Source organism: Ensifer sp. EB106-05-01-XG146, assembly GCF_058791875.1.
In genome coordinates, this window is the sequence record NZ_JBYTDX010000003.1 from 663385 (window position 1) to 687925 (window position 24541).

Genomic DNA, 24541 nt, shown 5'->3' on the forward strand with positions numbered 1-24541 from the left:
ATGTCGAACCTTCCCGTGACAGTGGCGGATATCGAACAGGCGGCGCGGCGCATAAAGGGCCGGGTCTTGAATACGCCATTCGTGCTTTCCGCTTCGCTCTGCGAACGCTTCGGTGTGCCCGTCGGCCTGAAGCTTGAGCACCACCAGACGACAGGCAGCTTCAAGCTCCGCGGCGCCACGAATGCCGTGCTCTCGCTGACGTCGGAAGAGCGGGCGAGGGGTGTCGTCGCCGCCTCGACCGGCAATCACGGCCGGGCGCTCGCCCATGCCGCCAAGGCCGAAGGATCAGTCGCGACAATCTGCGTGTCCAGGCTCGTGCCCAACAACAAGGTGTCGGACATCCGAAGGCTTGGGGCCAATGTCCTGATCGTCGGCAAATCGCAGGACGAAGCCCAGCTTGAGGTGGATCGGCTGGTGGCTGAAGAGGGTCTCGTCATGGTGCCACCCTTCGATAATCGAACGGTCGTTGCCGGGCAGGGCACACTCGGTCTGGAGATCGTCGAGGCAATGCCGGATGTGGCGACGGTTTTTGTGCCGCTTTCCGGCGGTGGGCTTGCGGCCGGTGTCGCGGCGGCCGTGAAAGGGCGGTCACCGAAGACCCGCGTCATCGGCCTTACGATGGAACGTGGCGCGGCGATGAAGGCGAGCCTTAACGCAGGGCGGCCGGTGCAAGTCGAGGAGGTGGCAAGTCTTGCCGATTCCCTCGGTGGCGGCATCGGCCTTGATAACACCGTGACCTTCGAAATGTGCCGCGCGCTGCTCGACGACGTGATCTTGTTGTCTGAAGCCGAGATCGCGGCTGGTATGCGGCATGCGTATTCCCAGGAGCGCGAGGTGATCGAGGGGGCAGGGGCCGTTGGCATCGCGGCCTTGCTTTCCCGCCGGTTTGGCCGGCTGGAGGGGCCGGTGGCGGTCATCCTCTCCGGCCGCAATGTCGACATGGACCTGCATCGACGGGTCATCAATGGCGGGGTCGATCCGCTAGCGGAGGCCGCGGCATGACGACGATGAGAATTCTTACCGAGGCGGAACTCAGGCGTATCGTTCCGCTCGATCTCGATGCCATTGCCTGCGTCGAAGGAGCGTTTCACGCGCTTGCCACCAAAGCGGTGGCGATGCCGCCGATCCTGAGGCTCGACATCCCTGAAGAGCGCGGTGAGGTCGATGTTAAGACGGCTTACGTGCCCGGTCTCGACGGTTTCGCCATCAAGATCAGCCCCGGCTTCTTCAATAATCCGAAGATCGGCCTGCAGAGCACCAGCGGCCTGATGGTGCTGCTTTCGGCGAAGACCGGCCTGGTAGAGGCCGTCCTGCTCGACAACGGTTACCTGACGGATGTGCGCACAGCGGCGGCCGGCGCGGTCGCGGCTCGACAACTTTCGCGCCCGGATGCCGCGGTTGTCGCCATCTTCGGCGCCGGCATGCAGGCAAGGTTGCAGCTAGAGGCCTTAAGCCTGGTGCGGCCGATCCGCGAAGCGCGCATCTGGGCGAGAGATGCTGCTAAAGCCGAGGCCGTCGCTGCGGACTTGACGGTGAAGCTCGGCTTTCCGGTTCGGGCGGAGGCCGACGGCCGGGCGGCTGTCGATGGTGCGGAGATCATCGTCACCACCACGCCTTCCGAAACACCGGTGCTTCGGGCCGAATGGCTCCAGCCTGGCCAGCATGTCACGGCCATGGGGTCGGACGCCGAGCACAAAAACGAGATCGAGCCCGCCATTGTCGCCACCGCCGACCTCTATGTCGCCGATAGCCTGAAGCAGACGCGCAGGCTCGGCGAATTGCATCATGCCATCGAAGCGGGCCTCGTGACGGAGGATACGATCTTCCCCGAACTCGGCGAGATCGTCGCCGGGCGCAAACCGGGCCGCAGCGGCCCCGAGCAGATCACCGTGGCGGACCTTACCGGCACGGGCATTCAGGACACCGCCATAGCTACGCTTGCCGGCGCCCGCGCGGCAATGGCGGGCGCCGGCACGATCTTCGAGAGTTGAGACCGGCTTTTCGCCGGGTATAGAGGAAAAACCGATGAAACAAGCGAACCTGAAGTTCTCGCTTCCGGAGTATGAAACGCGTCTTCAAAAAACGCGAAAAGCGATGGAAGCCAAGGGCATCGACGTGCTGATCGTCAGCGATCCGTCGAACATGAACTGGCTGACCGGCTATGACGGCTGGTCTTTCTACGTGCACCAATGCGTCGTCGTGCCGCCGACGGGCGAGCCCATCTGGTATGGCCGCGGCCAGGATGCCAACGGCGCCAAATTCACCGCCTACCTCAAACACGAGAACATCGTCGGCTATCCGGACCACTATGTGCAGTCCACCGAGCGCCACCCGATGGATTACCTCTCGGCCAAGCTCGCCGAACGGGGCCTCGACAAACTGACGATCGGCGTGGAGATGGACAATTACTGGTTCTCCGCCGCCGCCTTCGCTTCACTTGTGAAGCACCTGCCGAATGCGCGTTTCATCGATGCGACCGCACTCGTCAACTGGCAGCGCGCGGTCAAGAGCGAGGCCGAAATCCGCTACATGCGCAACGCCGCAAGGATCGTCGAAAAGATGCATGAACGCATCTTCGACAAGATCGCGGTCGGCATGCGCAAATGCGATCTGGTCGCGGAGATTTACGATGCCGGTACCCGAGGGGTCGATGGCATCGGCGGCGATTATCCAGCAATCGTGCCGCTGTTGCCTTCGGGCGTGGAGGCTTCCGCGCCGCACCTGACCTGGGACGACCGGCCGATGAAGAGAGGCGAAGGTACGTTCTTCGAGATTGCCGGCTGCTACCACCGTTATCACGTGCCGCTGTCGCGCACCGTCTTTCTCGGCAAGCCGACACAGGCGTTCCTCGATGCCGAGAAGGCGACGCTGGAAGGCATGGAGGCAGGCCTCGAAAAGGCACGGCCCGGCAATACCTGCGAGGATATCGCAAACGCTTTCTTCGCCGTGCTGAAGAAGTACGGCATCGTGAAGGACAATCGCACAGGCTACGGCATCGGCGTTTCCTATCCGCCGGACTGGGGCGAGCGCACGATGAGCCTGCGTCCAGGTGACCGCAGCGAACTCAAACCCGGCATGACTTTCCACTTCATGACGGGCCTCTGGCTCGAGGACATGGGCTTTGAGACCACGGAAAGCATCCTGATCACCGAGAGCGGTGTCGAGTGCCTCGCCAACGTGCCGCGCAAACTGCTCGTGAAGGATTGAGCCATGCGGGAAATCAACCTTCGTCCTTCGCCGATCAGTTCTACGGTCGATTTTTCGGCCGAGGGCGTTCAGCATGGTTTCCTGCGTCTGCCTCACAGCCGCGACGATTCCGCCTGGGGCTCGGTGATGATCCCGGTGACAGTCGTGAAGAACGGGGAGGGCCCGACGGCCCTTCTCACCGGCGGCAACCACGGCGATGAGTATGAGGGCCCGATTGCGCTCTTCGATCTCGCCCGCACGCTGAAGGCCGATGACGTCACGGGCCGCGTCATCATCGTGCCGGCGATGAACTATCCGGCCTTTTTGGCCGGCACCCGCACCTCGCCGATCGACAAGGGCAACATGAACCGAAGCTTTCCAGGCACGCCGGACGGCACGGTCACCCAGAAGATCGCGGACTATTTCCAGCGCACGCTGTTACCGCTTGCCGAGATCGTGCTCGACTTTCATTCAGGCGGAAAGACGCTCGACTTTCTGCCTTTCTGCGCCGCCCATGTGCTGCCAGACAAGGCACAGGAGGAAAAATCCTTCGAACTCGTCAGGGCCTTCGGCGCCCCATGGTCGATGAAGATGCTGGAGATCGATGCCGTCGGCATGTACGACACGGCGGCGGAGGAGATGGGCAAGGTCTTCATCACCACCGAGCTCGGCGGTGGCGGCACGGCGACGGCCAGGAGCGCGCGTATCGCCAAGGCGGGCGTTTCCAACGTGCTGAAGGCGGCAGGTATCTTGAAAGGGGCAGTCGAAAGCGGTGAAACCACGTGGCTCGACATGCCCGACGGCAACTGCTTTTGCTTTGCCGAGGACGGCGGCCTTGTCGAACCGTTCGTCGATCTCGGCGACCAGGTGAGGAGCGGGGAAATCGTCGCCCGCATCTATCCGATCGGCCGTACAGGCGACGAACCGCTGAACATACGGGCAAAGATGGACGGCATCCTCGTCGCTCGCCATTTCCCCGGCCTCGTCAAATCCGGTGATTGCGTCAGCGTGCTCGCAACTATTGTCGCGGCATAGGGCTTAAGGACCACCGGCGACCGTCGCGTGCGAGCCATCCCCTAACCGAAAGGAGACGCCTCGCTGACGTCAATAAAACAAGGCCAGGATTTCTAACGCGCCCTGCGGAATTGGCTAACGTCAAGGTCGGACAGTTCGCTCCAAGCGTGTTCGAATTTCGAACTCGCAGATTGCCAGGGTGGCATTGCTCTCCTGGCAGTCACGCGGGCCAGAACGACGCCGCCGGCTCGTTCGACAGTCACGATGACGCTACGGTGCCTGTCGTCTTCAGCGATCTTGTCGGCGATCGACCTGCCATTGGTCACCGCCTGACTGTCATTGGCGTGAAACGCTCCATGGTCATCGCGACTGATCCTGCCGGACAGGTGAATATGAAAGAGGTATCGGGGCATGTTGCCGCTCGAGCAATGATAACTTTTCTACTTCTTAGCAGTCTCGTTGATCTATTGCGCGTGACAGTTGCGTGACATGGCTTGTGGGGCGTGACGCAGCCATCCATCGATGGCAGGTGAGGTGCGGCCACGCTTGAGAGTGGCCGTGTGGTTGACCTCATCATTTTACGGCTCCGCGCTCCCGACACACGGGTCTCGTCCGTCGAACGTGGTGCGCGCCAGGCAGAGGCGCTTTCGTATCCTGCTACCTCTTACGCTCTTTTCGCGTGAGGGCTGCTCCTTGGTACGGCGACTGTGGAGCGTTCAACCAAGCGGACGCCGAGATTGACCCGGCGCACATTGATTTCGGGGTCGTTGATCCGTTCCAGCAGGAGTTGGATGCCGGCACGGCCAAGCTCACCCCGGTCGATCCGCATCGTCGTCAGCGGCGGGCGGCTGTGCCGGGCGATCGCGATATCGTCGACCCCGATGATCGAGAAGTCTTCCGGAACCGAGTGACTACTCGCTTCGAGAGCTTGCATGACGTTGATCGCGATTAGATCGGTGCTGCAGAAGAACGCGGTTGTGTCGGTGAAACGCCCCTGCTTTATGGCCTGCCGTATCGCCGGCGTGGTGTCGGGCTCTTGCAGGCCCATGCGACCGAGATCAAAGATGTGTCTATTTTCGTCGAAGGCAATTCCGGCCTCCTCCAGCGCGATCCGGAAGCCTTCAAGGCGCCGGCGTAGCGACAGGCGGTGGGGGATTGTCACGTGCACGATCTCGCGGTGGCCGGCCGCAAGTAATCTTTGTGCAGCGAGCCAGCCGGCAGACCAGTTGTCGGGCAGCACGCATGAGAGCCGCATCGTCCGGTCCATGCCGTTGATGATGACGGCCGGGATGCCGCTATCGACGATCCTGTCGATCATGACGGGATGGTCCATGCCGAGCACGACAAGGGCGCCCGGGCGAATGTCGCGCAGAATGTCAGAGATTTCGCTGATCGCGATCTCCGCATCCAGCGAGACAAGCCTGACGTCGATCCTGAGCGAGCTTGTGCTGGCCTCTGCAAGCACGCCCTGGATCACGTCCTCGTAGAAAGCCGAACTGGCATAAAACTGTGCCGGCATCACCAGCACAGTGCTCTCGACGCCGGCGCGGATCAGCGAGCGGGCCGCCCGGACCTGGTAGCCCAGGCGCTCCGCATGATCGAGGATCTTGCGCCGGCTTTCGTCGCCGACGCCACCGCGATTGTTGAGCACCTTCGATACGGACGCGACCGAAACGCCCGCGGCGTCGGCGATGTCCTTAAGTGTCGGGGCGTTCGATTCGTCATCCATTTCGACGAAGGTTCCTATCTGGCCGGAGTGGGCGAGATTGATCGCGGCTGCATGGTCATGATCGTCCACTACCAGAAGAAGCGCGTGTGCCCAAGCGAACGCATCAGCGCCTCCATGAAATAATAGTCGCCGTAGGGCAGCATCGCATCGGAATAGCCGGCGCTGGCATGGGCTGCGCCATGGGCGAGCAGCCCTTCGGCCTTGGGATCGCCCGTCAGATCGCAAGTGTCGAGCAGGCCGCCGATCAGGCGATCGCCAAATGCGTACCAGCGTTGTGCCTCCTCCGGTTCACAAAGCCCCGCGAGGATGAAGATGCCGGCCGCCATGATCGCGCCGGCGGAACTGTCGCGGGGCGCTGACTTGGCATCGGGAACCGAATAGTCCCAGACGGGGACGCCGTCGTCGCCCATCAGAGCTTCGGCCTTGGCAGCCAGACGTCTCGCGGCGTCGGCGAAGTGAGGGTTGCCGGTGGTTGCCGCGCACTGCGCATAGCCATGGATCAGCCAGGCCTGGCCGCGTGACCAGCAGGAATCGTCCGCATATCCTTGATGGGTCTCCCCGCGCAGGGGCTTACCGCTTGAAGGGTCGAACAGGAAGGTGTGGAAGCTTGTGTCGTCAGCGCGAACCAGGTGCTTCAGGGTTGTTTCGGCGTGGCCATCGGCGGCTTCGGCAAAATCGCCGCGGCCGGTCTCGCGGTGGGCCCAGTGTAGCAGCGCGAGGTTTTGCATCGTATCGACGATGACGCGCCCATTGACGAATTCGGAGCGAATGCCACCGTGGATCGAGCGAGCATTCCAGGCCTGGATATATCGTGCATCCGGGCGATAGCGCTCAAGCAGCCTCGCCGCAGCTTCAAGAGCGAGATCGCGAGCCTCCCGATCGCCTGTCAGCAGCCACTCCGCAACGCAGCTCAAAGAAAACTGGAAGCCGAGATCGTGGTCTTGCGCATCGCGATGGCGCAAGATGTCGCGAAAAATGGCGCGGCGGGCCCGGGCGGCGTTCAGGAAGCTGGGATCGCCCGTGAGTTCCAGCGCAAGCCAGAGCTGGCCGGCGTGAAAGCTCACGACCCAGTCAAAGGGCCCGCAATAGCTCCACGTCTGATCCGGCAGGCCAATCTTCGGATTGCGCAGACCGATTGTCGGCATGGTCTGGCGCAATTTGGCAATGCAGCGTTCCAAAGCCTGCTGGTGACGTTCGCGATTGGGGCGATTGCCAACCATTTCGACCGCGTTGAAGTAGCTGTTTCGTTCGATGCGCATGATAAGCCTCACGTTGGTTTCGTGAAGTTTTCGCACAAATACGATAATTTCGTCAACTACGAAACTTTCTGTTGACGGGAAAATTTCTAACCGCTAGGAGTCGGATGCTCGGGAGGAGCCGGGCATCGCTGGAGAGAGATACAATGTCCACATTAGGGACAACTGAAAGGCCGGCTGCCGGCAGCGGGTTCAGGCTCGCAGAGAGCCTGGCCGGGTACGGCTTTATCACGCCGTGGCTTATCGGCTTTTTTCTGCTGACGCTCGGGCCTGCTGTCGCCTCGTTCTATTTGTCTCTGACCGACTACAGCGGCCTTGGCGCAGCAAACTGGGTTGGCGCGGAGAACTACGTGCGCATCGCGACCGATGATCCGCGCTTCTGGACGGCGATGAACGTGACCTTCACCTTCGTGCTGCTGTCGGTTCCCTTGAAGTTGCTTTTTGCGCTTGCCGTCGCAGTGGCGCTAAACCGGGGGCTTGAAGGCCTGTCGCTCTTTCGTGCGATCTTCTATCTGCCGTCACTGGTCGGCGGCAGCGTCGCCGTGGCGGTCCTGTGGCGACAGGTGTTTGCCGGCGACGGATTGCTCAATCAGGCGCTTAATGCGTTGTTCGGTTTCGAAGGGCCAAGCTGGATCTCGAACCCTTCGACGTCGCTTTATACGCTCGTTCTCCTGGCGGTTTGGCAGTTTGGATCCTCGATGATCATCTTTCTTGCCGGTCTGCGCCAGATCCCGCAGGACATGTACGAGGCGGCAAGCATAGATGGCGCCAGCAAGGCCCGGCAGTTCTTCAAGATCACCTTGCCGCTTTTGACGCCGGTGATCTTCTTTAATGCCGTGATCCTGACGATCGATGCCTTCAAGGCCTTCACCTCGGCCTTTGTCATCAGCGACGGAACCGGCGGTCCGATCGACTCCACGCTGTTTTACACGCTCTACCTCTACCAGGAGGCCTTCACCAATTTCCGCTTCGGCTATGCCTCGGCGCTGGCCTGGGTCCTGGTGCTCATCATCGCCTTCTTCACCGCCATGTCATTCCTGACAGCCAGGTACTGGGTTCACTACGATGACTGATGCCGCTCTTTCGACGACCACCATCGCTTCGCGCGCCGACGCCGGCGTATCTGGCACATCCCCGTGGAAACGTGCTCTGCTTTATGCGCTGCTCGTCGCGGTCAGCTTTCTCATGCTCTATCCGCTGCTCTGGATGGTCGCGAGCTCGTTCAAGCCGGACAGCGAGATCTTCACCTCGACGGGGCTGATCCCGACTGACCCGACAGTCGATGCCTATCGCCGCGGCTGGACCGGCTTGAGTATCGGCTTTGGTTGGATGTTCTTCAATTCGCTGGTGATTTCGCTGCTCGTCGTCATCGGCAACCTCATTTCCTGCTCGATGGCGGCCTATGCCTTCACGCGCCTGCGTTTCAAGGGGCGCGGTTTCTGGTTCACACTGATGCTCGGCACCTTGATGATGCCGCAGCATGCGGTGCTGATCCCGCAATATGTGATGTTCCTGAAGCTTGGCTGGGTGAACTCCATCCTGCCACTGGTGGTGCCGAAATTCCTGGCGATCGACGCCTTCTTTATCTTCCTGATGGTGCAGTTTTTCCGGGGCATCCCGCGCGAGCTCGACGAGGCGGCCATCATGGATGGTTGCGGCCCGCTGCGCATCTTCCTGAAGGTGATCCTGCCGCTCTCAACGCCGGTGTTGGCGACGGCAGCCGTCTTCTCGTTCATCTGGACCTGGGACGATTTCTTTGCGCCGCTCATCTACCTGAATGACATCGAAAAATACACCGCCCAGCTCGGTCTGCGCACCTTCGTCGACTCCACCGGGACGTCGGACTGGGGTTCGCTCTTTGCCATGTCGACGCTGACGGTGCTGCCAATCTTCATCCTCTTCATGCTGTTCCAGCGACTGCTGATCGAAGGCATCGCGACAACCGGCATGAAGCGCTGACACCAACTGGAATTGAGAGATAGGGACGGAAACGATGACGACGCTGGCTTTGAGCAAGATCAAGAAGAGCTTTGGCAATCTCGACATCATCCGCGGCGTCGATCTGGCGATCGGCTCCGGAGAGTTCGTGGTTTTCGTCGGCCCATCGGGGTGCGGCAAGTCGACCCTTTTGCGCATGATTGCGGGGCTCGAGCCGATCAGCGGCGGCGAACTTTCCATCGGCGGCGAGCGCATGAACGAGAAGGAGGCGAGCCAGCGCGGCATCGCCATGGTCTTCCAGTCCTATGCGCTCTACCCGCATATGAGCGTCTACAAGAACATGTCCTTCGGTCTCGAAACGGCAAAGATGCCGAAGCCGGAGATCGACAAGCGGGTCCGCAAGGCCGCCGACATCCTGCAGATTACCCATCTGCTCGACCGCAAGCCGAAGCAACTCTCTGGCGGCCAGCGGCAGCGCGTAGCGATCGGCAGGGCAATCGTGCGCGACCCGAAGATCTTCCTGTTCGACGAGCCGCTGTCCAATCTCGATGCGGAGCTTCGCGTCCAGACGCGCGTCGAGATAGCCAAGCTGCACAAGGATATCGGCGCGACGATGATCTACGTCACCCATGACCAGGTGGAGGCAATGACGCTTGCAGACCGCATCGTCGTCTTGCGCGCCGGGGTCATCGAACAGCACGGCACGCCGCTCGAGATCTATAACCGGCCCGCCAACCGCTTCGTCGCCGGCTTCATCGGCTCGCCCAAGATGAATTTCCTCGATGCCGTCGCACGCGACATCCGCGACGGCGGTATCTCGATCGATGTTGCCGGCAGAATTGCGCGGCTCCCGATCGAGGAGCGCATCGCGGTTGGCACAAAGGTCAGCCTCGGCCTGCGGCCCGAACATATCGGTATCGACGCGACCGGCGGGCTCGAACTTGGCGCGCTGACGGTCGTCCATGTCGAGCATCTCGGCGGTCAGACCATCGTTTACGGGCGGCTCACCGACGGGCAGTCGCTGACGGTTGCTCTCGATGGCCAACGCCCGATCACTGCCGGCTCAACGCTGGACGTCCGGATTGCCGCGGAAAACTGCCACCTGTTCGACGGGGCCGGCGACCGCATCGGCCATTGATCGCAAAGAGAGATCTAAAGGAACAAATCATGGAGGAGGAGAACATGATCAACAGACGCCATTTTTTGCGTAACGCCGCGCTTTTCGGGGCCGGCGCCACGCTCGCGACGATGCCCGCGTTCCGCGCCTTTGCGGAGGATTCCATGCGCCTTTATTGGTGGGGTACACCCAGCCGCGCCGAGCGCACGCTTGGCGTTGCCAAGCTCTTCGAGGCGGCGCATTCCGGCGCCAAGATCGTCGGCGAAGTGGGCGGGAGCGATTACTGGGCCAAACTGACGACGATGATCGCCGGTGGGAACGCCCCGGACATTTTCCAGCTCGAGCCCAGCCGCTTTGCCGATTATAGCCGCCGGTCCACCAACCTGCCGCTCAACGACTATCTCGGCAAGGTCATCCGCACGGACAAGCTGGTGCCAGGTGTGCTCGATCTTGGAACGGTCGACGGCAAGGTGACCGGTATGCCGTTGTCGCTGAACGCCTTTGCCATGATCTACGACGCTGATGCGGTCACGAAAGCCGGGCTTATCCCGCCTTCGGCCAAAACCACCTGGGACGACTTCGCCAAGTTCTCGATCGACCTTACCAAGGCAATAGGCAAGAAGAACGTCTGGGCGGTTGGAAACGCGTCGCGCTACACATACGCCTTCGAGGCGTTTTTGCATCAGCGCGGCAAGAAGCTCTACACGGAAGCCGGAAAGCTCGGCTATGAGGCCAGCGATGCGGCCGATTGGTTCGGCTATTGGGAGAGCCTCACCAAGAACGGCGGCTGCGTCTCCGCCGAGATACAAGCGCTCGACAAGGTGCTGGTCGACAGCAACCCGCTGGCGACCGGCAACGCGGCCATCGCGATTGCCTTCTCAAACCAGCTCCCTGCCTTCCAGAAGATCTCCAAGAGCACGCTCGATATCACGTCGCTGCCGGTCAGCAGTGCGGATGGTCCCTCCGGGCTTTTCTATCGCCCCGGCTTGCACTGGTCGATCGCAAGCACCGCGAAGAACCCGGAACTCGCAGCGCAATTCATCGACTTTTTCGTCAACGACCTGGAGGCCGGCAAGATCCTTCAGGTCGAGCGCGGCGTGCCTGTAAACACCGACGTGCAGACCGCCGTTCTTCCCTCGATCGACGCCACGGCGAAAAAGACGGTCGACTATGTCAACGGCATTGCGGATCGCGTCGGCACCTACCCGCCGGCCGTGCCGCTCGGTGCTGGTGAACTTGACGAGCGCGTCTTCCGGCCGCTCGCCGACAAGGTCGCCTTCGGCCAGCTGACGCCGGCGGAAGCAGGCAACGAACTCGTCTCATCGGCCGACCGCATTCTCAAGGCCTGAGCATCCGCTCCACTTTGCCGGGCCGCGCGGGAAGTCATCCCCCCGCGCGGCAATGTTCGAACGGAAACCTTTGGCATGACCGACATGATCTTCCCCGAAACCCTGTTTAAACCGTGGGCGGGCAATCCGCTCAAAAGCCGCGCCGATGTCGAGGCCGCGCTCAAGGCGCTGGTGGAGCCGGTTGAACAATATCGGTCTGCCGGCGGCGCTCGCATCCGGCTGGATGCGCATGCGGCACATTTCGACCAGGCGTCCGCCGACTTGGAGGGCTATTCCCGTCTGCTCTGGGGCCTGGCACCGGCCGAGGTCGGCGGCGCAACGTGGATCGATTGGACGCCGATCGCGCGCGGTCTTGCCAATGGCTGTGATCCGGCCCATCCGGAATACTGGGGCGACCCGTTCGACCGCAGCCAGCGCCTCGTGGAACTCGCAGCGATCGGATTTGCACTGAGGCTCGTTCCAGACAAGCTCTGGGCGCCCCTGTCTACGGCCGAACGGCGAAACGTTGTTGCCTATCTGCTCAAAGGCCATGCCTGCGAATATGGCGACAACAATTGGAAGTTCTTCCGGTTGCTCGTCAGCATGGGTTTGAGACATGTCGGGGTCGATTGTGATCGAGAACTCGACAACCAGTACCGGCAGGAACTCGACGCGTTCTACCTCGGCGATGGCTGGTATCACGATGGGGATACGCGCCGCGCCGACCACTACATTCCCTTCGCCTTTCACTTCTATGGCCTGATCCTGGCGGCCCTCGATGGCGGCGACTGGACGAAAAGGTATCGGGAGCGGGCCCGACTGATCGCCGGAGACATGGCGAGATGGTTTGCCGATGACGGACCGGCGCTCTGCTTCGGTCGCTCGATGACCTATCGTTTTGCCATTGCCGGCCTCTTCGGCGCCATGGCGCTCGCAGGCGACGAGGAGATCCCCTTCGGACAACAGAAGGGTTACTTCCTGCGTCATCTGCGCTGGTGGGCGAAGCGCCCCTTCGCCGCGCGCGATGGCGTGATGCCCGTCGGCTACGCCTATCCCAACCTCATCATGTCGGAACCGTACAATTCCGCGCAATCGCCCTATTGGGCGCTGAAGGCCTTCCTTCCGCTGATGCTGCCGGCGGACCATCCGTTCTGGGCGAGCGATGAGGACGCCTGCCCACAGCGATCCGCCGTCTCCACGCAGCGCCATATCGGTTTCCTGATCGCCAATCCGGCAGGGGATGCCATTGCGCTCTCCTGTGGCCAGCACACGAGCGCCGAGAACACCTTCATCCGCTTCGCGCCTGAGAAATACGCGAAGTTCGCCTATTCGGGGCGATACGGCTTCAGCATCGAGAACGATCTCTGGCGGTTCGACAATTCCGTGCTCGAATCCATGATCGGCTTCAGCGATGACGGCGTGCATTTCCGCGTGCGCGAAACCAACGAAGAGGCGCTCGTCGCCAACAACCTTCTCTATGCGCGTTGGCGGCCCTTCGCCGATGTCTTGGTCGAGACCTGGCTTTACTGGGACGGCGATTTCCAGGTTCGGCTTCACCGCATCGACACGCCGCGGACGCTCGCCACGATCGAAGGCGGCTTTGCAGTCGGGCGAGACGCCGGCGAAGTTTGCAAACAGGGTGCCGGCCGCGCTGTCGTTGCCACGGCGACGGACCTGTCAGCCATCCTCGACATCGGTTCGACGAACCCTCGGGAGGGCCGCTGCCATATCGCTGCCCCAAACACCAACCTGGTTTCCGCAAAAACCTTGGTTCCGCAATTGCGCGGTACTGTTCCAGTCGGCGTCAGCACGCTCGCCGTCGCCGTGCTTGCGCAGGCCGATGCGACAGAGGGGACAAGGAAACTATCCCGCTTGCCTGCAGCACCCGACGTCGGAGCGCTGCGACGGCGCGTGTCCGAGACGGGGACAACCGTAACGCTGATGCGCGGCGTACCGCTCTGACATCCTCGATCCTGCCACAACGACCGAAAGACTTGATATGACGATCCCCGATTTTACATCCCGCCACGCCATCGATCCGCTTGCTGCCGCAGCGATGGGAACCGACGAGCTGCGTCACAATTTCCACATTGGCGGTTTGTTTGCGAGCGATCGCGTCAACCTCACCTATACCCATTACGACCGCATGGTGATCGGTGGGGCGATGCCGGTCGAGGCGGAGCTGACGCTCGAAGCCATCAAGCCGATGGGAACGAAGACGTTTCTCGAGCGCCGCGAGCTGATTGCCGTCAACATCGGCGGGCCGGGGCGGGCCGTCGTTTCCGGAAAGAGCCATGTGCTCGGTCCCCGTGACATGATCTATGTCGGCATGGGGTCGGACGTGGTGTTCTCGTCGGACGACCGGTCGAAGCCGGCAAAGTTCTATCTGTTGTCAGCCCCCGCGCACCGTACTTACCCGACAGCGCTTTTGACGATCGCGGGCGCGAAACGTCTCGATCTCGGCAGCCTGGAAACATCGAACGAACGATCGATCTTTCAGTTCACCAATGGGATCGAGACCTGCCAGCTGGTCGTCGGAATGACGGAACTGAAGGAAGGGTCGGTGTGGAACACGATGCCGGCGCACATCCATGATCGACGCATGGAGGTCTATCTTTATTTTGACCTTCCGGAGCCGGCGCGGGTTTTCCATTTTCTCGGAGAGCCTTCCGAAACCCGCCATATCGTGATGGCGAACGAAGAGGCGGTGCTGTCGCCGGTGTGGTCTATACATTCCGGTTGCGGCACCTCCAGCTATGCCTTCATCTGGGCGATGGCGGGGGACAATGTCGACTACACCGACGCCGACCCGGTCCCGATGGAGACGTTGCGATGAGCGATCTCTCGGCCTTCAGCCTCGACGGCAAGCGCGTGCTGGTTACGGGTGCCAACACCGGGATCGGCCAAGGCATCGCGGTATCGGTCGCCCGGGCTGGCGGCGAAGTGGTCGCGGTCGGACGCTCGTCCATGGCCGAAACAGTCGAAAAGGTCGAAGCGGCGGGCGGCCGGATCCAGCCGTTTGCCTGCGATCTTAGCGATGGAGAGGCGGTCAAAACGTTGCTTGACCGCGTCTGGGGACAGTGCGGCCCATTGGATGGACTGGTCAACAATGCCGGCATCATTCGTCGGTCGGCCTCCACCGAGCTCTCGGAGGCCGACTGGGATGACGTGATCGACCTCAATCTCAAGGCGGCCTTTCTTCTTTGCCAGGCCTATGGCCGAAAACTCCTGGACGAAAAGCGAGCCGGGCGCATCGTCAATATCGCCTCGTTGTTATCCTTCCAGGGCGGCATTCGTGTCGCATCCTATACGGCCTCAAAACATGGAGTGCTGGGCATTACCCGCATCCTTGCCAACGAATGGGCAAGCAAGGGCATCAACGTCAATGCGATCGCGCCTGGCTACATCGTCTCCAACAACACCGAGGCGCTGCGCGCGGATGCGAACCGCTCAGCGGCAATCCTTGACCGCATCCCGGCCGGTCGCTGGGGCACGCCCGATGATATCGGCGAGGCTGCCGTTTTTCTCTTGGCGCCGGCATCCCGCTACATGCATGGCGCGGTCGTCCCGGTTGATGGCGGCTGGTTGGCGCGATAAATTGCGTTGCTGCCGTCCGGGTAGCGATCAGGCCGGCGCAGAGGTTAGCCTGCGGGCAATGTCGAAAAAGGCGCTGACCAGTTTCCCGTTGCTGCGCTCGCGCAAACAGATGAGTGCTTCGTCCATCAGCATCTCGGGCGCTTCGATCTCGATGGGAATGAGGCGGCTGTCTTGCCCGAACTCCGCCGACGAAACGAAGCCGACCCCGCCGCCGGCGGCGACGATCTCGCGCACCGCCTCACGACCTTCGGCTTCGATGAGCGGCGTCAGTTGCACGCCACATTGCTGCGACATCGTTTCGAGCTTTTGGCGGGTCTTGGAGCCTTGCTCGCGCATGACCAAGGGGTGCTTCACGAGTTCAGCGAAAGTCACCTTTTTCTTGCCTTGCAGCGGATAGTCACGGCTCGCAAAGGCTATGATCGGCGTGGAGTTGAGTTTCAGGATGTCGAAGTCGCTCGATTGCGGGATCTCGCCGAGAACGCCGATGTCTGCCTCATAGGCGTGCAGGCTGGTGATGACGGTTTCGGTGTTGCCGGAATCGATCGACACCTGGACGGTCGGATAGGTGCGCCGGAAAGCGGCAAGGATATGCAGCAGGTGATGGGCGGCATCGGCAACGATCCGAAGTTTTCCCGCTCTCAGCGCCCGTGATTCCGACAAAAGATCCAGGGCCTGCTGCTCGACGTCGAACATGCGGCGGGTGACTTCCAGGAGCTGTTGGCCCGCCTGGGTCAGCGTCACCTGCTTCTTGTTCCGGTTGAAGAGGAGGACATCATATTCCTCCTCGAGCTTGCGCACCTGATCCGAGACTGCCGGCTGAGTAAGGAAGAGCGCTTCGGCGGCACGCGAGAAACCGCCGTGGATGGCCACGTTATGAAAGGCGCGGAGCTGGACATAGCGCATGCGTACGACGCCTTCTTGAATAGATTTGAACGATAGTTTGATTAAAACGAACGATTTGATTTATGTAAAGCGGGCGCGGATAGTTTTCGGATTCCACCTCTATCCGGAGCGCGCCTCATGAACCTCCCGGCCGTCGTCCTCGAGCTTGCCGCCGCCACCGTCCTCTTGCTCTACGCCGTCAGCCTCGTGAAGAAAGGTGTTGAGGCGGCGGCAGGCGACATCGTCGCGCGTACCGTCGGTGGCGCCGGTGGACGACCGCGTGCGGCCATCTGCGGCTGCGCGGTTGCCATTGCGCTGCAAAGCTCGACGGCGGTCGCCATGCTTGCCGCCGGTTTTGCCGTCAGCGGCGCGCTGGCGCTTGATACCGGCCTGGCGGTGCTGCTTGGTGCCGATCTCGGCTCGGCGCTTGTCGTCAAGATCCTGTCCTTCGACTTGCATTGGCTGGCGCCGCTTCTGATCGCCGCTGGCGGTCTTGCGCATCTGAAGGCATCGACCCGCAAGTCCGTCGAGACCGGGCGTGCAGTGCTCGGCATCGGTCTGCTGCTGCTCTCGCTGCAGATGATCGGCCATGCGACGCAGCCGCTCTCTCAGAGCCCGATGCTGCCTTCCGTCGTCGCTTTCGTCGGCAAGGATGCCTTGAGCGTGATGATCCTTGCCGCCTTCTTCACTTGGGCGCTGCACTCCAGCGTGGCAGCGATCCTGCTGATCCTGACCTTTGCCGTGAAGGGCATCGTGCCCCTGGACGTCGGCATTCCCCTGGTGCTCGGCGTCAACATCGGCGGCGGGCTCATCGCGCTGTGGCTGACCCGCGGTCTGCCGGTCGAAGGCCGACGCCTGCCGCTTGGTAATCTCCTCTTCCGCGCCCTGTTCGCCGCAGCGATCTTCGGACTCTTTTCGATGCATTCCCCGTTCGACTGGCTTCCTGGGGAGACTGTGGCCGGCAAGCTGGTCAATCTGCATGTGCTCTTCAACGCTGCCCTGGTTCTCGTCGGGGTGATTTTCTGCGGCCCGATGGCGCGCCTCGTTCGGTTGCTCATGCCGGAGGCCGCCGGTGCCAATGATCGTGCGGCTCATGTCAGCGCGCTTGACCCGGCGCTGATCGACAAACCGGCGCAGGCGCTGGCGGCCGCGGCACGCGAGGTGTTGCACATGGGCAATCTTATCGCCCGGATGCTGGAGCCCGTCATGACCGTCATTCACGCGCCGACACCGCAGGCGGTCAAGGCGCTCAGAAGCATCGATGGCCACATCCACGTGGCCCATAGCGCAATCAAGCTCTACATCGCCGCCGTCAACCGCGGCATCCTGACCGAAGAGCAATCGCGGCGCGGCATCGAACTCACCGAGGCAGCGATCCACCTCGAATATGCCGGAGACGTCGTCGCAAAGAGCCTCCTGCAAATGGCCGAGGAGCGGCTTGCGGGCGCAGGGACCTTCTCGCAGGAGGGATGGCGTGAACTCACCTTGCTGCATGCGGCCGTGTCTTCCAACGTCAGGCTGGCGGCCAATCTTCTCGTCTCCCCGGACCCGGTGATCGCGCGCGAAATGGTTCGGCAGAAGGAACATGTGCGTCGCCTGGTCGAAGAAAGCAGCAAGTGCCATCTGGAGCGGCTTCGGCAGGGCATCGCGACCAGCATCCTGTCGAGCGACATGCATCTCGAGATCGTTCGGGCGCTGAAGGAGGTCAATTCGCTGGTGACGACGATGGCCTATCCGCGCCTGCGCGAGAGCGGGGACCTCCTGGAAAGCCGGCTCGTGCCTGCTGCTTAGATATATAAATTGAAACGATAGATTGATACAAAAGAACGATTTTACAGATAGATGTTTCCGCCCCATTGTCGTTCTCGAACACGCCAACCGCGAGGACGGACAATGCCAAACACCGCTTCTGAAAGAACCATCGCGCCCCTGGAAACACCGAGGCTGGGCGAGCCCTATCTCTTGACGCCCGGCCCGCTAACCACGGCCTATCGGGTTAAGGAAGCCATGCTGCGGGACTGGGGTTCCTGGGATGGCGATTTCCGGGCAATGACCGCCAAGCTTCGCCAGGAACTGCTCGAGATTGCCGGCGATGCCAAGGGCGAGTTCGATTGCGTGCCGATGCAGGGCAGCGGTTCGTTTTCGGTCGAGGCGATGCTCGGCAGCTTCGTCCCGAAGGACGGCCGTGTGCTGGTGCTGATGAACGGCGCCTATGGCAAGCGCATCGCCCAGACGCTTTCCTATCTCGGTCGTGACTATGTGACGATCGACAAGGGCGACTACATGCCGCCACGCGGTCCGGAGGTTGCAGCAGCGCTCGATGCCGACCCTGGAATCACCCATGTCGTGATCGTCCATTGCGAAACGAGCTCCGGCATCCTCAACCCGTTGAAGGAGATTTCCGACACAGTCTATTCCCGCGGTCGCAAGTTGCTCGTCGACTCCATGAGCGCCTTCGGCGCAGTGCCGGCCGGTATCGGCGATTTCCGCTACGAGGCGATCGTTTCTTCCGCCAACAAGTGCATCGAGGGTGTGCCGGGCTTCGGCTTCGTTATCGCCCGCAAGAGCGAACTGGAGGCAGCCAAGGGGCGCAGCCATTCACTCAGCCTCGATGTGCATGCCCAGTGGGACTACATGAACAAGACCGGCCAGTGGCGCTTCACGCCGCCGACCCACGTTGTCGCGGCGTTCCTGGAGGCCTTGCGTCTGCATCGGGAAGAGGGCGGTGTCGCCGGTCGCGGAGCCCGTTATGCCCGCAACCGCGACGTCATGGTCGCGGGCATGCGCGAGGCCGGTTTCGAGACGTTGCTTGCCGACCAGTGGCTGTCGCCGATCATCGTCACCTTCTTCAGCCCGGCCCACCCGGCCTTCGCCTTCGACCGCTTCTACGACCTGATGAAGGACAAAGGCTTCATAATCTACCCGGGTAAGCTGACGGTGGTCGACAGTTTCCGCGTCGGCTGCATCGGTCGCATGGACGAGCATGTCATGCGCCGCGTGGTCGAGGCCGCCCGCAACTCACTCTCCGAAATGGGCGTCGACAGCGCCGCTCCCCCGGCCGTCGCCCTTGAAGAACGTCGCCGTCTCGCTGCCTGAACTGAGGAAATTACGATGAACAAGATGTCCAAGATCACCGTTACCGCCAACCGTCGCACCTATCCCTGGCCGAATGTCCCGGCCATCGCCATCTGCCTCGACGGCTGCGAGCCGGCCTATCTCGACGAAGCCATCAAGGCCGGGCTGATGCCGACGCTCGAGCGCATCCGCAAGACCGGGACGGAGCGCACCGCGCTCAGCGTTATCCCGAGCTTCACCAATCCGAACAACCTTTCCATCGCTACCGGCCGGCCGCCGGCGATCCACGGCATCTGCGGCAACTATCTCTACGAACCGCAGACGGGTAACGAAGTGATGATGAACGATCCACGCTTCCTGCGCGCCCCGACCATCTTCAAGGCTTTCTACGATGCGGGTGCGAAGGTCGCCGTGGTGACGGCGAAGGACAAGCTCAGGGCGCTGCTCGGCCACGGGCTGAAGTATGACGAGGGCAGGGCCATCTGCTTCTCGTCTGAAAAGGCGGACAAGACGACCGAGGCGGAAAACGGCCTCGACAATGCCTCGGCCTGGCTCGGTCGCGCTGTACCGGAAGTCTATTCGGCCGATCTCTCCGAATTCGTCTTTGCCGCCGGCGTCAAGCTGCTCAAGGAATTTCGGCCGGATGTCATGTACCTGACGACCACCGACTATGTGCAGCACAAATATGCGCCGGGCGTACCCCAGGCGAACGCCTTCTATGAGATGTTCGACAAGTATCTGACCGACCTCGACGCGCTCGGCGCGGCCATCATCGTCACGGCCGACCACGGTATGAAGCCGAAGCACAAGGCGGACGGTTCGCCGGATGTCATCTACGTGCAGGACCTGCTCGACCAATGGCTCGGCAAGGACGCCGCGCGCGTCATCCTGCCGATCACCGACCCCTATGTCGTGCATCACGGCGCGCTCGGCTCGTTTGCCACGGCCTATCTGCCCGAAAGTGCGGACAAGGAGGAGATCATCGAGCGGCTGCAGGCGATCGAAGGCATCGACGTCGTGCTCTCCCGCCCGGAAGCCTGCGTACGCTTCGAGCTGCCCGACGATCGGATCGGCGATCTCGTGCTGATCTCCTCGGAAAACAAGACGCTCGGCACCAGCGAACATCGCCATGATCTGGCGGCGCTGAACGAACCGCTGCGCTCGCATGGCGGCCTGACCGAACAGGCGGTGCCTTTCATCGCCAACCGCAAACTGCCCGAATTGCTGACATCCGCGTCGTTGCGCAATTTCGATGCGTTCTACTACGCGCTCGTCGCAGCCGCCCAGACAACGCACTAGGGAGGGAGCGATGACCAAGGTGGAAACAGCATTTGCAATTCGCCACGAGCCCATGCGGATCGCCGGCAAGACAGTCGATACCGAAGGGCGCATCGAGGTGCGCTACCCTTTCAACGATGCGGTGATCGGCACGGTGCCTGCGGGCAGCGCCGAGCATGCGCGCAAGGCCTTCGAGATCGCGGCCGCCTACCAGCCGAAGCTGACGCGTTACGAGCGTCAGCGCATCCTGCTCAAGGCTGCGGACCTGCTCGTTGCCCGCAAGGAGGAGATCTCTGATCTGATCACGCTGGAGCTCGGGATCTCCAAGCAGGACTCGCTCTACGAGGTCGGCCGCGCCTTCGACGTGCTGACGCTCTCGGGCCAGATGTGCATTCATGACGACGGCGAGATCTTCTCCTGCGACCTCACACCACACGGCAAGGCGCGCAAGATCTTCACCACGCGCGAACCGCTCAACGCCATTTCGGCGATCACGCCGTTCAACCATCCGCTCAACATGGTGGCACACAAGGTCGCGCCGGCGGTTGCGACGAACAATTGCGTTGTGCTCAAGCCGACAGAACTGACGCCGATGACGGCGCTTATCTTCGCCGACATTCTCTATGAGGCCGGCCTGCCGCCGGAAATGCTCTCGGTCGTGACCGGCTGGCCCGCCGATATTGGCATGGAGATGATCACCAATCCGAACTTCGACCTCATCACCTTTACCGGCAGCGTTCCAGTCGGCAAGCTGATCGCGGCCCACGCCCACTACAAGCGGCAGATCCTGGAGCTCGGCGGCAACGACCCGCTGATCATCCTCAACGATCTGTCGGACGACGATCTCGCAAGAGCCGCGGATCTGGCCGTTGCCGGCGCGACGAAGAACTCCGGCCAGCGTTGCACCGCTGTGAAACGCATCCTCTGCCAGGAGAGCGTTGCCGACCGCTTCGTGCCGCTGGTGCTCGAGCGAGCGAAAAAGCTGAGGTTCGGCGATCCGATGGACCGGGCGACGGACCTTGGCACGGTCGTCCATGCCAAGGCGGCGGAAGTCTTCGAGCGGCGGGTGCACCGGGCAGCGGAAGAAGGGGCGGAGATCCTCTACGATCCCGGCCGTAAAGGCGCCCTCTTGCCGCCAATCGTTGTCGACCGCGTTAAGCATTCGAGCGAACTGGTGATGGAAGAAACCTTCGCGCCGATCATACCGATCGTGCGCGCGCCCGATGATGACGACGCGCTGATCGCGCTCTCGAACTCAACCGCCTTCGGCCTTTCTTCCGGCGTCTGCACCAATGACTTCCGGCGAATGCAGAAATACATCGCCGGGCTGAAGGTCGGCACGGTCAACATCTGGGAAGTGCCGGGTTACCGGATCGAGATGAGCCCCTTCGGCGGCATCAAGGATTCCGGCAACGGCTACAAGGAAGGCGTCATCGAGGCGATGAAGAGCTTTACCAACGTCAAGACATTCTCCTTGCCATGGTGATTTCAAGCGTTTCCCCCGCTGATTCACCCCTCTGGGAGCCGCCATGGCGGCTCCCTTTCTATTTGCTCCCGCAGCGTCGCGGGGCTCTGCGCGACGCGCAATCTTAGATCTGCTCCTTCATCCGGCAGATTGTGCGAAATCGTATCGAAACCTGCCGCCGCCTTGGTCAAGCGCGGTTTCCATGCCCAGTTCTGCGGCAGAACATCCATAGTTTTTTTCTTCTAATCGATAAGAATAATAAATTTTACTTACAGGAAACCGCTGCGCAGAATGTTTCCCGAAGCCGATCACAAGAGGGCAACGACAAGATTGTCCGCCGCGCTTCCCCGGTTTTACCAGGACCTCAGAGGAGAACTTCAATCATGAACAGACGCATGCTCTTTGTGCTTGCCGGCGCCGTTTCCGCTGTGCTTCCTGCCATCGCTGCCGCTGAAACACAGCTCACCGTCTACACCGCCGTCGAAGCCGTCGACCTCGACCGCTACAAGGCGACCTTCGAAAAGGCCCACCCGGACATCAAGATCAACTGGGTGCGCGATTCCACGGGCGTCATGACCGCCAAGCTGCTTGCAGAAAAAGACAATCCGCAGGCCGATGTCGTCTGGGGGCTCGCTGCAACCTCGCTGCTTCTCTTGAAGACCGAAGGCATGCTGGAACCTTACAAGCCCAAGGGCGTCGAGACGCTCGACCCGAAATTCGTCGACAAGGACACGCCGCCGAGCTGGGTTGGCATGGACGCCTATGTCGCGGCTCTTTGCTACAACACGGTCGAGGGCGAAAAGCTCGGCCTCAAGCCGCCGACGAGTTGGAAAGACCTGACGAACCCCGAATACAAGGGCCACGTGGTGATGCCGAACCCGGCATCCTCGGGCACCGGTTTCCTCGACGTCTCCGGCTGGATGCAGATGTGGGGCGAGGAGAAGGCCTGGGACTACATGGACAAGCTCCACGAGAACATCTCCGCCTACACCCATTCCGGCTCCAAGCCGTGCAAGATGGCAGGCGCCGGTGAAGCCGTCATCGGCGTGTCCTTCGAGTTTCCGGGCGCCAAGGCCAAGAGTGCCGGTGCACCGATCGACATCATCTTCCCCGCCGAGGGTTCGGGCTGGGAGGCCGAGGCAACCGCAATCATCGCTGGCACGGCAAACCTCGAAGCCGCAAAGACGCTCGTCGACTGGTCGGTCACCAAGGAAGCGAACGAAATGTACAATGCCGGCTATGCCGTCGTTGCCTATCCGGGCGTCGCCAAGCAGGTCGAGCACCTGCCCGACGACATCGCTTCCCGGATGATCGTCAACGACTTCGAGTGGGCCGCAAACAACCGCTCTGACATCCTCAAGGAATGGCAGAAGCGTTACGACGCCAAGTCTGAACCGAAGAGCTGAGCCTGATCGGCCGGGCGCAGCGCCTTTGCGCTGCGCCCGATCGCATTTCTCGGAAAGAAAATCCCTCAAGCCAGCGGAGCTTGCAGATGAGGCATGCCCTGTCGATCGAACCGACGCCCACCAGCCGTCAGCACTTCGCCGATGACGCGGCCGCGGAGCCGGCCCCCTACTTGCAGATCTCGGATCTCTGGAAGACCTATGGCGATTTCGTCGCGCTTCGCGACATTTCGCTGTCGATTGCCAGGGGCGAGTTCGTCTGTTTTCTCGGCCCGTCCGGCTGCGGCAAGACGACGTTGCTGCGAGCCATCGCCGGTCTCGACCTGCAGACGCAAGGCACCATCCTGCAAGACGGCCGCAATATCTCGACGCTGCCGGCTTCCCGCCGCGACTATGGCATCGTCTTCCAGTCTTATGCGCTCTTTCCCAATCTGACGATCGAGCAGAACATCGCCTTTGGCCTGGAAAACACCGGCCGATCGAAGGCGGGGGTCGCATCCCGGGTCGCCGAACTCTTGGAAACGGTCGGCCTTTCGGCGCACGGCAAGAAGTATCCGGCCCAGCTTTCCGGTGGCCAGCAACAGCGCATCGCGCTTGCCCGCGCCATCGCCATCTCGCCGGGGCTATTGTTGCTCGACGAGCCGCTGTCGGCACTCGACGCCAAGGTTCGCGTGCACCTTCGCCATGAGATCAAGGCGCTGCAGAGAAAGCTCGGTGTGACGACCATCATGGTGACGCACGACCAGGAGGAGGCCCTCGCCATGGCCGACCGGATCGTCGTCATGAACCACGGCGTCATCGAGCAGGTCGGCTCGCCGACCGAAATCTACCGTCATCCCGAAACGCTGTTCGTCGCCGACTTCATCGGCGAGACCAATCAGTTCGAAGCCCGGGTTCTTGGAGATGACGAAGTCGAGATCGGCCACTCCGCCTTTTGCTGTTCGACGGAGGATTTTTCCGCCGGCCACGCGGCAACGGCGGTCGTCCGCCCGGTCGACATCATTCCCCACGGAGCCGATGCCCATGCCGTCAACGCCAGCGACCGGCCGGCCACACCGCAGAACCTGATCGATGCCGAGGTGCGCGAGATGGAGTTCCTCGGCATGTTCTGGCGCACGCGCCTGACGGCCCCGCGTCTCGGCGAGCGCACGCTGGTTGCCGACTTCTCCGTCAACGCGGTGAGACGCCTCCGGATCGAAACCGGCGGCGCCATCCAGGTGGAGATCCCGCGCGAACGCCTGCTGCTCTATCCGAGGGGGGCTGGACGATGAAC

At 61.9% G+C, this 24541-nt stretch carries 21 protein-coding genes; 17 read left to right on the forward strand and 4 right to left on the reverse strand.

From position 1 onward, the window contains the following. Genes eutB through doeB form a run of 4 tightly spaced genes read left to right on the forward strand, consistent with a single transcriptional unit; the run spans position 1 to position 4221 of the window. Positions 1 to 1002 (forward strand): hydroxyectoine utilization dehydratase EutB, encoded by a 1002-nt coding sequence (gene eutB, locus AC3WVQ_RS31845; RefSeq protein ID WP_192444503.1) that lies wholly within the window; start codon positions 1 to 3, stop codon positions 1000 to 1002. Then, positions 999 to 1991, forward strand: a complete 993-nt coding sequence (gene eutC, locus AC3WVQ_RS31850; RefSeq protein ID WP_192444502.1) for an ectoine utilization protein EutC — start codon at positions 999 to 1001, stop codon at positions 1989 to 1991. Before eutB ends, eutC begins: the two co-directional genes overlap by 4 nt. A gap of 34 nt (positions 1992 to 2025) precedes the next feature. Further along, complete coding sequence (doeA, locus tag AC3WVQ_RS31855; protein ID WP_034794791.1) at positions 2026 to 3207, forward strand: ectoine hydrolase DoeA; 1182 nt, start codon at positions 2026 to 2028, stop codon at positions 3205 to 3207. A 3-nt stretch (positions 3208 to 3210) separates the two neighbouring features. Beyond that, positions 3211 to 4221, forward strand: coding sequence for a N(2)-acetyl-L-2,4-diaminobutanoate deacetylase DoeB (gene doeB, locus AC3WVQ_RS31860; RefSeq protein WP_192444501.1), 1011 nt, complete (start codon positions 3211 to 3213; stop codon positions 4219 to 4221). Between the two features lie 92 nt (positions 4222 to 4313). Here doeB and AC3WVQ_RS31865 read toward each other — a convergent pair whose 3' ends face one another. From AC3WVQ_RS31865 to AC3WVQ_RS31875, 3 genes are all read right to left on the reverse strand, one after another. After that, complete coding sequence (locus AC3WVQ_RS31865) at positions 4314 to 4613, reverse strand: DUF6894 family protein (protein WP_404526436.1); 300 nt, start codon at positions 4611 to 4613, stop codon at positions 4314 to 4316. 251 nt (positions 4614 to 4864) lie between these two features. Further along, complete coding sequence (locus AC3WVQ_RS31870) at positions 4865 to 5929, reverse strand: LacI family DNA-binding transcriptional regulator (protein ID WP_127890390.1); 1065 nt, start codon at positions 5927 to 5929, stop codon at positions 4865 to 4867. Positions 5930 to 5997: 68 nt separating this feature from the next. Continuing rightward, positions 5998 to 7188, reverse strand: coding sequence for a YyaL domain-containing protein (locus AC3WVQ_RS31875; RefSeq protein WP_060643679.1), 1191 nt, complete (start codon positions 7186 to 7188; stop codon positions 5998 to 6000). Between the two features lie 143 nt (positions 7189 to 7331). Here AC3WVQ_RS31875 and AC3WVQ_RS31880 point away from each other — a divergent pair, with 143 nt between their 5' ends. The 7 genes from AC3WVQ_RS31880 (at position 7332) to kduD (ending at position 15165) form a co-directional block, all read left to right on the forward strand. Beyond that, positions 7332 to 8258 carry a carbohydrate ABC transporter permease gene (locus AC3WVQ_RS31880; protein ID WP_034794779.1) on the forward strand — a complete coding sequence of 309 codons (927 nt, stop codon included), beginning with the start codon at positions 7332 to 7334 and terminating at the stop codon, positions 8256 to 8258. Then, positions 8251 to 9144, forward strand: coding sequence for a carbohydrate ABC transporter permease (locus AC3WVQ_RS31885; RefSeq protein WP_034794776.1), 894 nt, complete (start codon positions 8251 to 8253; stop codon positions 9142 to 9144). The genes AC3WVQ_RS31880 and AC3WVQ_RS31885 overlap by 8 nt, the downstream gene beginning before the upstream one ends. A gap of 34 nt (positions 9145 to 9178) precedes the next feature. Further along, positions 9179 to 10261: an ABC transporter ATP-binding protein gene (locus AC3WVQ_RS31890; protein ID WP_034794772.1), complete on the forward strand. Its 1083-nt coding sequence runs from the start codon at positions 9179 to 9181 to the stop codon at positions 10259 to 10261. Positions 10262 to 10305: 44 nt separating this feature from the next. Further along, the gene (locus tag AC3WVQ_RS31895) at positions 10306 to 11589 is read left to right on the forward strand and encodes an ABC transporter substrate-binding protein (RefSeq protein ID WP_063894955.1); all 1284 of its coding nucleotides are present in this window, start codon (positions 10306 to 10308) and stop codon (positions 11587 to 11589) included. An 84-nt stretch (positions 11590 to 11673) separates the two neighbouring features. Then, positions 11674 to 13530: a DUF2264 domain-containing protein gene (locus tag AC3WVQ_RS31900; protein WP_404526490.1), complete on the forward strand. Its 1857-nt coding sequence runs from the start codon at positions 11674 to 11676 to the stop codon at positions 13528 to 13530. A 37-nt stretch (positions 13531 to 13567) separates the two neighbouring features. Further along, complete coding sequence (gene kduI, locus AC3WVQ_RS31905; protein WP_060581367.1) at positions 13568 to 14404, forward strand: 5-dehydro-4-deoxy-D-glucuronate isomerase; 837 nt, start codon at positions 13568 to 13570, stop codon at positions 14402 to 14404. Continuing rightward, positions 14401 to 15165 (forward strand): 2-dehydro-3-deoxy-D-gluconate 5-dehydrogenase KduD, encoded by a 765-nt coding sequence (gene kduD / locus AC3WVQ_RS31910; protein WP_034794766.1) that lies wholly within the window; start codon positions 14401 to 14403, stop codon positions 15163 to 15165. The genes kduI and kduD overlap by 4 nt, the downstream gene beginning before the upstream one ends. A 27-nt stretch (positions 15166 to 15192) precedes the next feature. Here kduD and AC3WVQ_RS31915 read toward each other — a convergent pair whose 3' ends face one another. After that, the gene (locus tag AC3WVQ_RS31915; RefSeq protein ID WP_034794762.1) at positions 15193 to 16068 is read right to left on the reverse strand and encodes a LysR substrate-binding domain-containing protein; all 876 of its coding nucleotides are present in this window, start codon (positions 16066 to 16068) and stop codon (positions 15193 to 15195) included. 117 nt (positions 16069 to 16185) lie between these two features. Here AC3WVQ_RS31915 and AC3WVQ_RS31920 point away from each other — a divergent pair, with 117 nt between their 5' ends. The 6 genes from AC3WVQ_RS31920 to AC3WVQ_RS31945 all read left to right on the forward strand — a co-directional run bounded on the left by AC3WVQ_RS31920 (position 16186) and on the right by AC3WVQ_RS31945 (position 24539). Next, positions 16186 to 17838: a Na/Pi cotransporter family protein gene (locus AC3WVQ_RS31920; protein ID WP_492383458.1), complete on the forward strand. Its 1653-nt coding sequence runs from the start codon at positions 16186 to 16188 to the stop codon at positions 17836 to 17838. Between the two features lie 102 nt (positions 17839 to 17940). Then, the gene (locus tag AC3WVQ_RS31925; protein WP_112975318.1) at positions 17941 to 19143 is read left to right on the forward strand and encodes a 2-aminoethylphosphonate--pyruvate transaminase; all 1203 of its coding nucleotides are present in this window, start codon (positions 17941 to 17943) and stop codon (positions 19141 to 19143) included. Between the two features lie 15 nt (positions 19144 to 19158). Then, complete coding sequence (gene phnA, locus AC3WVQ_RS31930; RefSeq protein WP_192444496.1) at positions 19159 to 20421, forward strand: phosphonoacetate hydrolase; 1263 nt, start codon at positions 19159 to 19161, stop codon at positions 20419 to 20421. A gap of 10 nt (positions 20422 to 20431) precedes the next feature. Then, positions 20432 to 21886: a phosphonoacetaldehyde dehydrogenase gene (gene phnY / locus AC3WVQ_RS31935; RefSeq protein WP_034794751.1), complete on the forward strand. Its 1455-nt coding sequence runs from the start codon at positions 20432 to 20434 to the stop codon at positions 21884 to 21886. Between the two features lie 362 nt (positions 21887 to 22248). Further along, positions 22249 to 23271, forward strand: a complete 1023-nt coding sequence (locus AC3WVQ_RS31940) for a putative 2-aminoethylphosphonate ABC transporter substrate-binding protein (RefSeq protein WP_192444495.1) — start codon at positions 22249 to 22251, stop codon at positions 23269 to 23271. Positions 23272 to 23357: 86 nt separating this feature from the next. After that, positions 23358 to 24539 carry a putative 2-aminoethylphosphonate ABC transporter ATP-binding protein gene (locus AC3WVQ_RS31945; protein ID WP_034794744.1) on the forward strand — a complete coding sequence of 394 codons (1182 nt, stop codon included), beginning with the start codon at positions 23358 to 23360 and terminating at the stop codon, positions 24537 to 24539. The last annotated feature ends 2 nt before the right edge of the window (positions 24540 to 24541 follow it).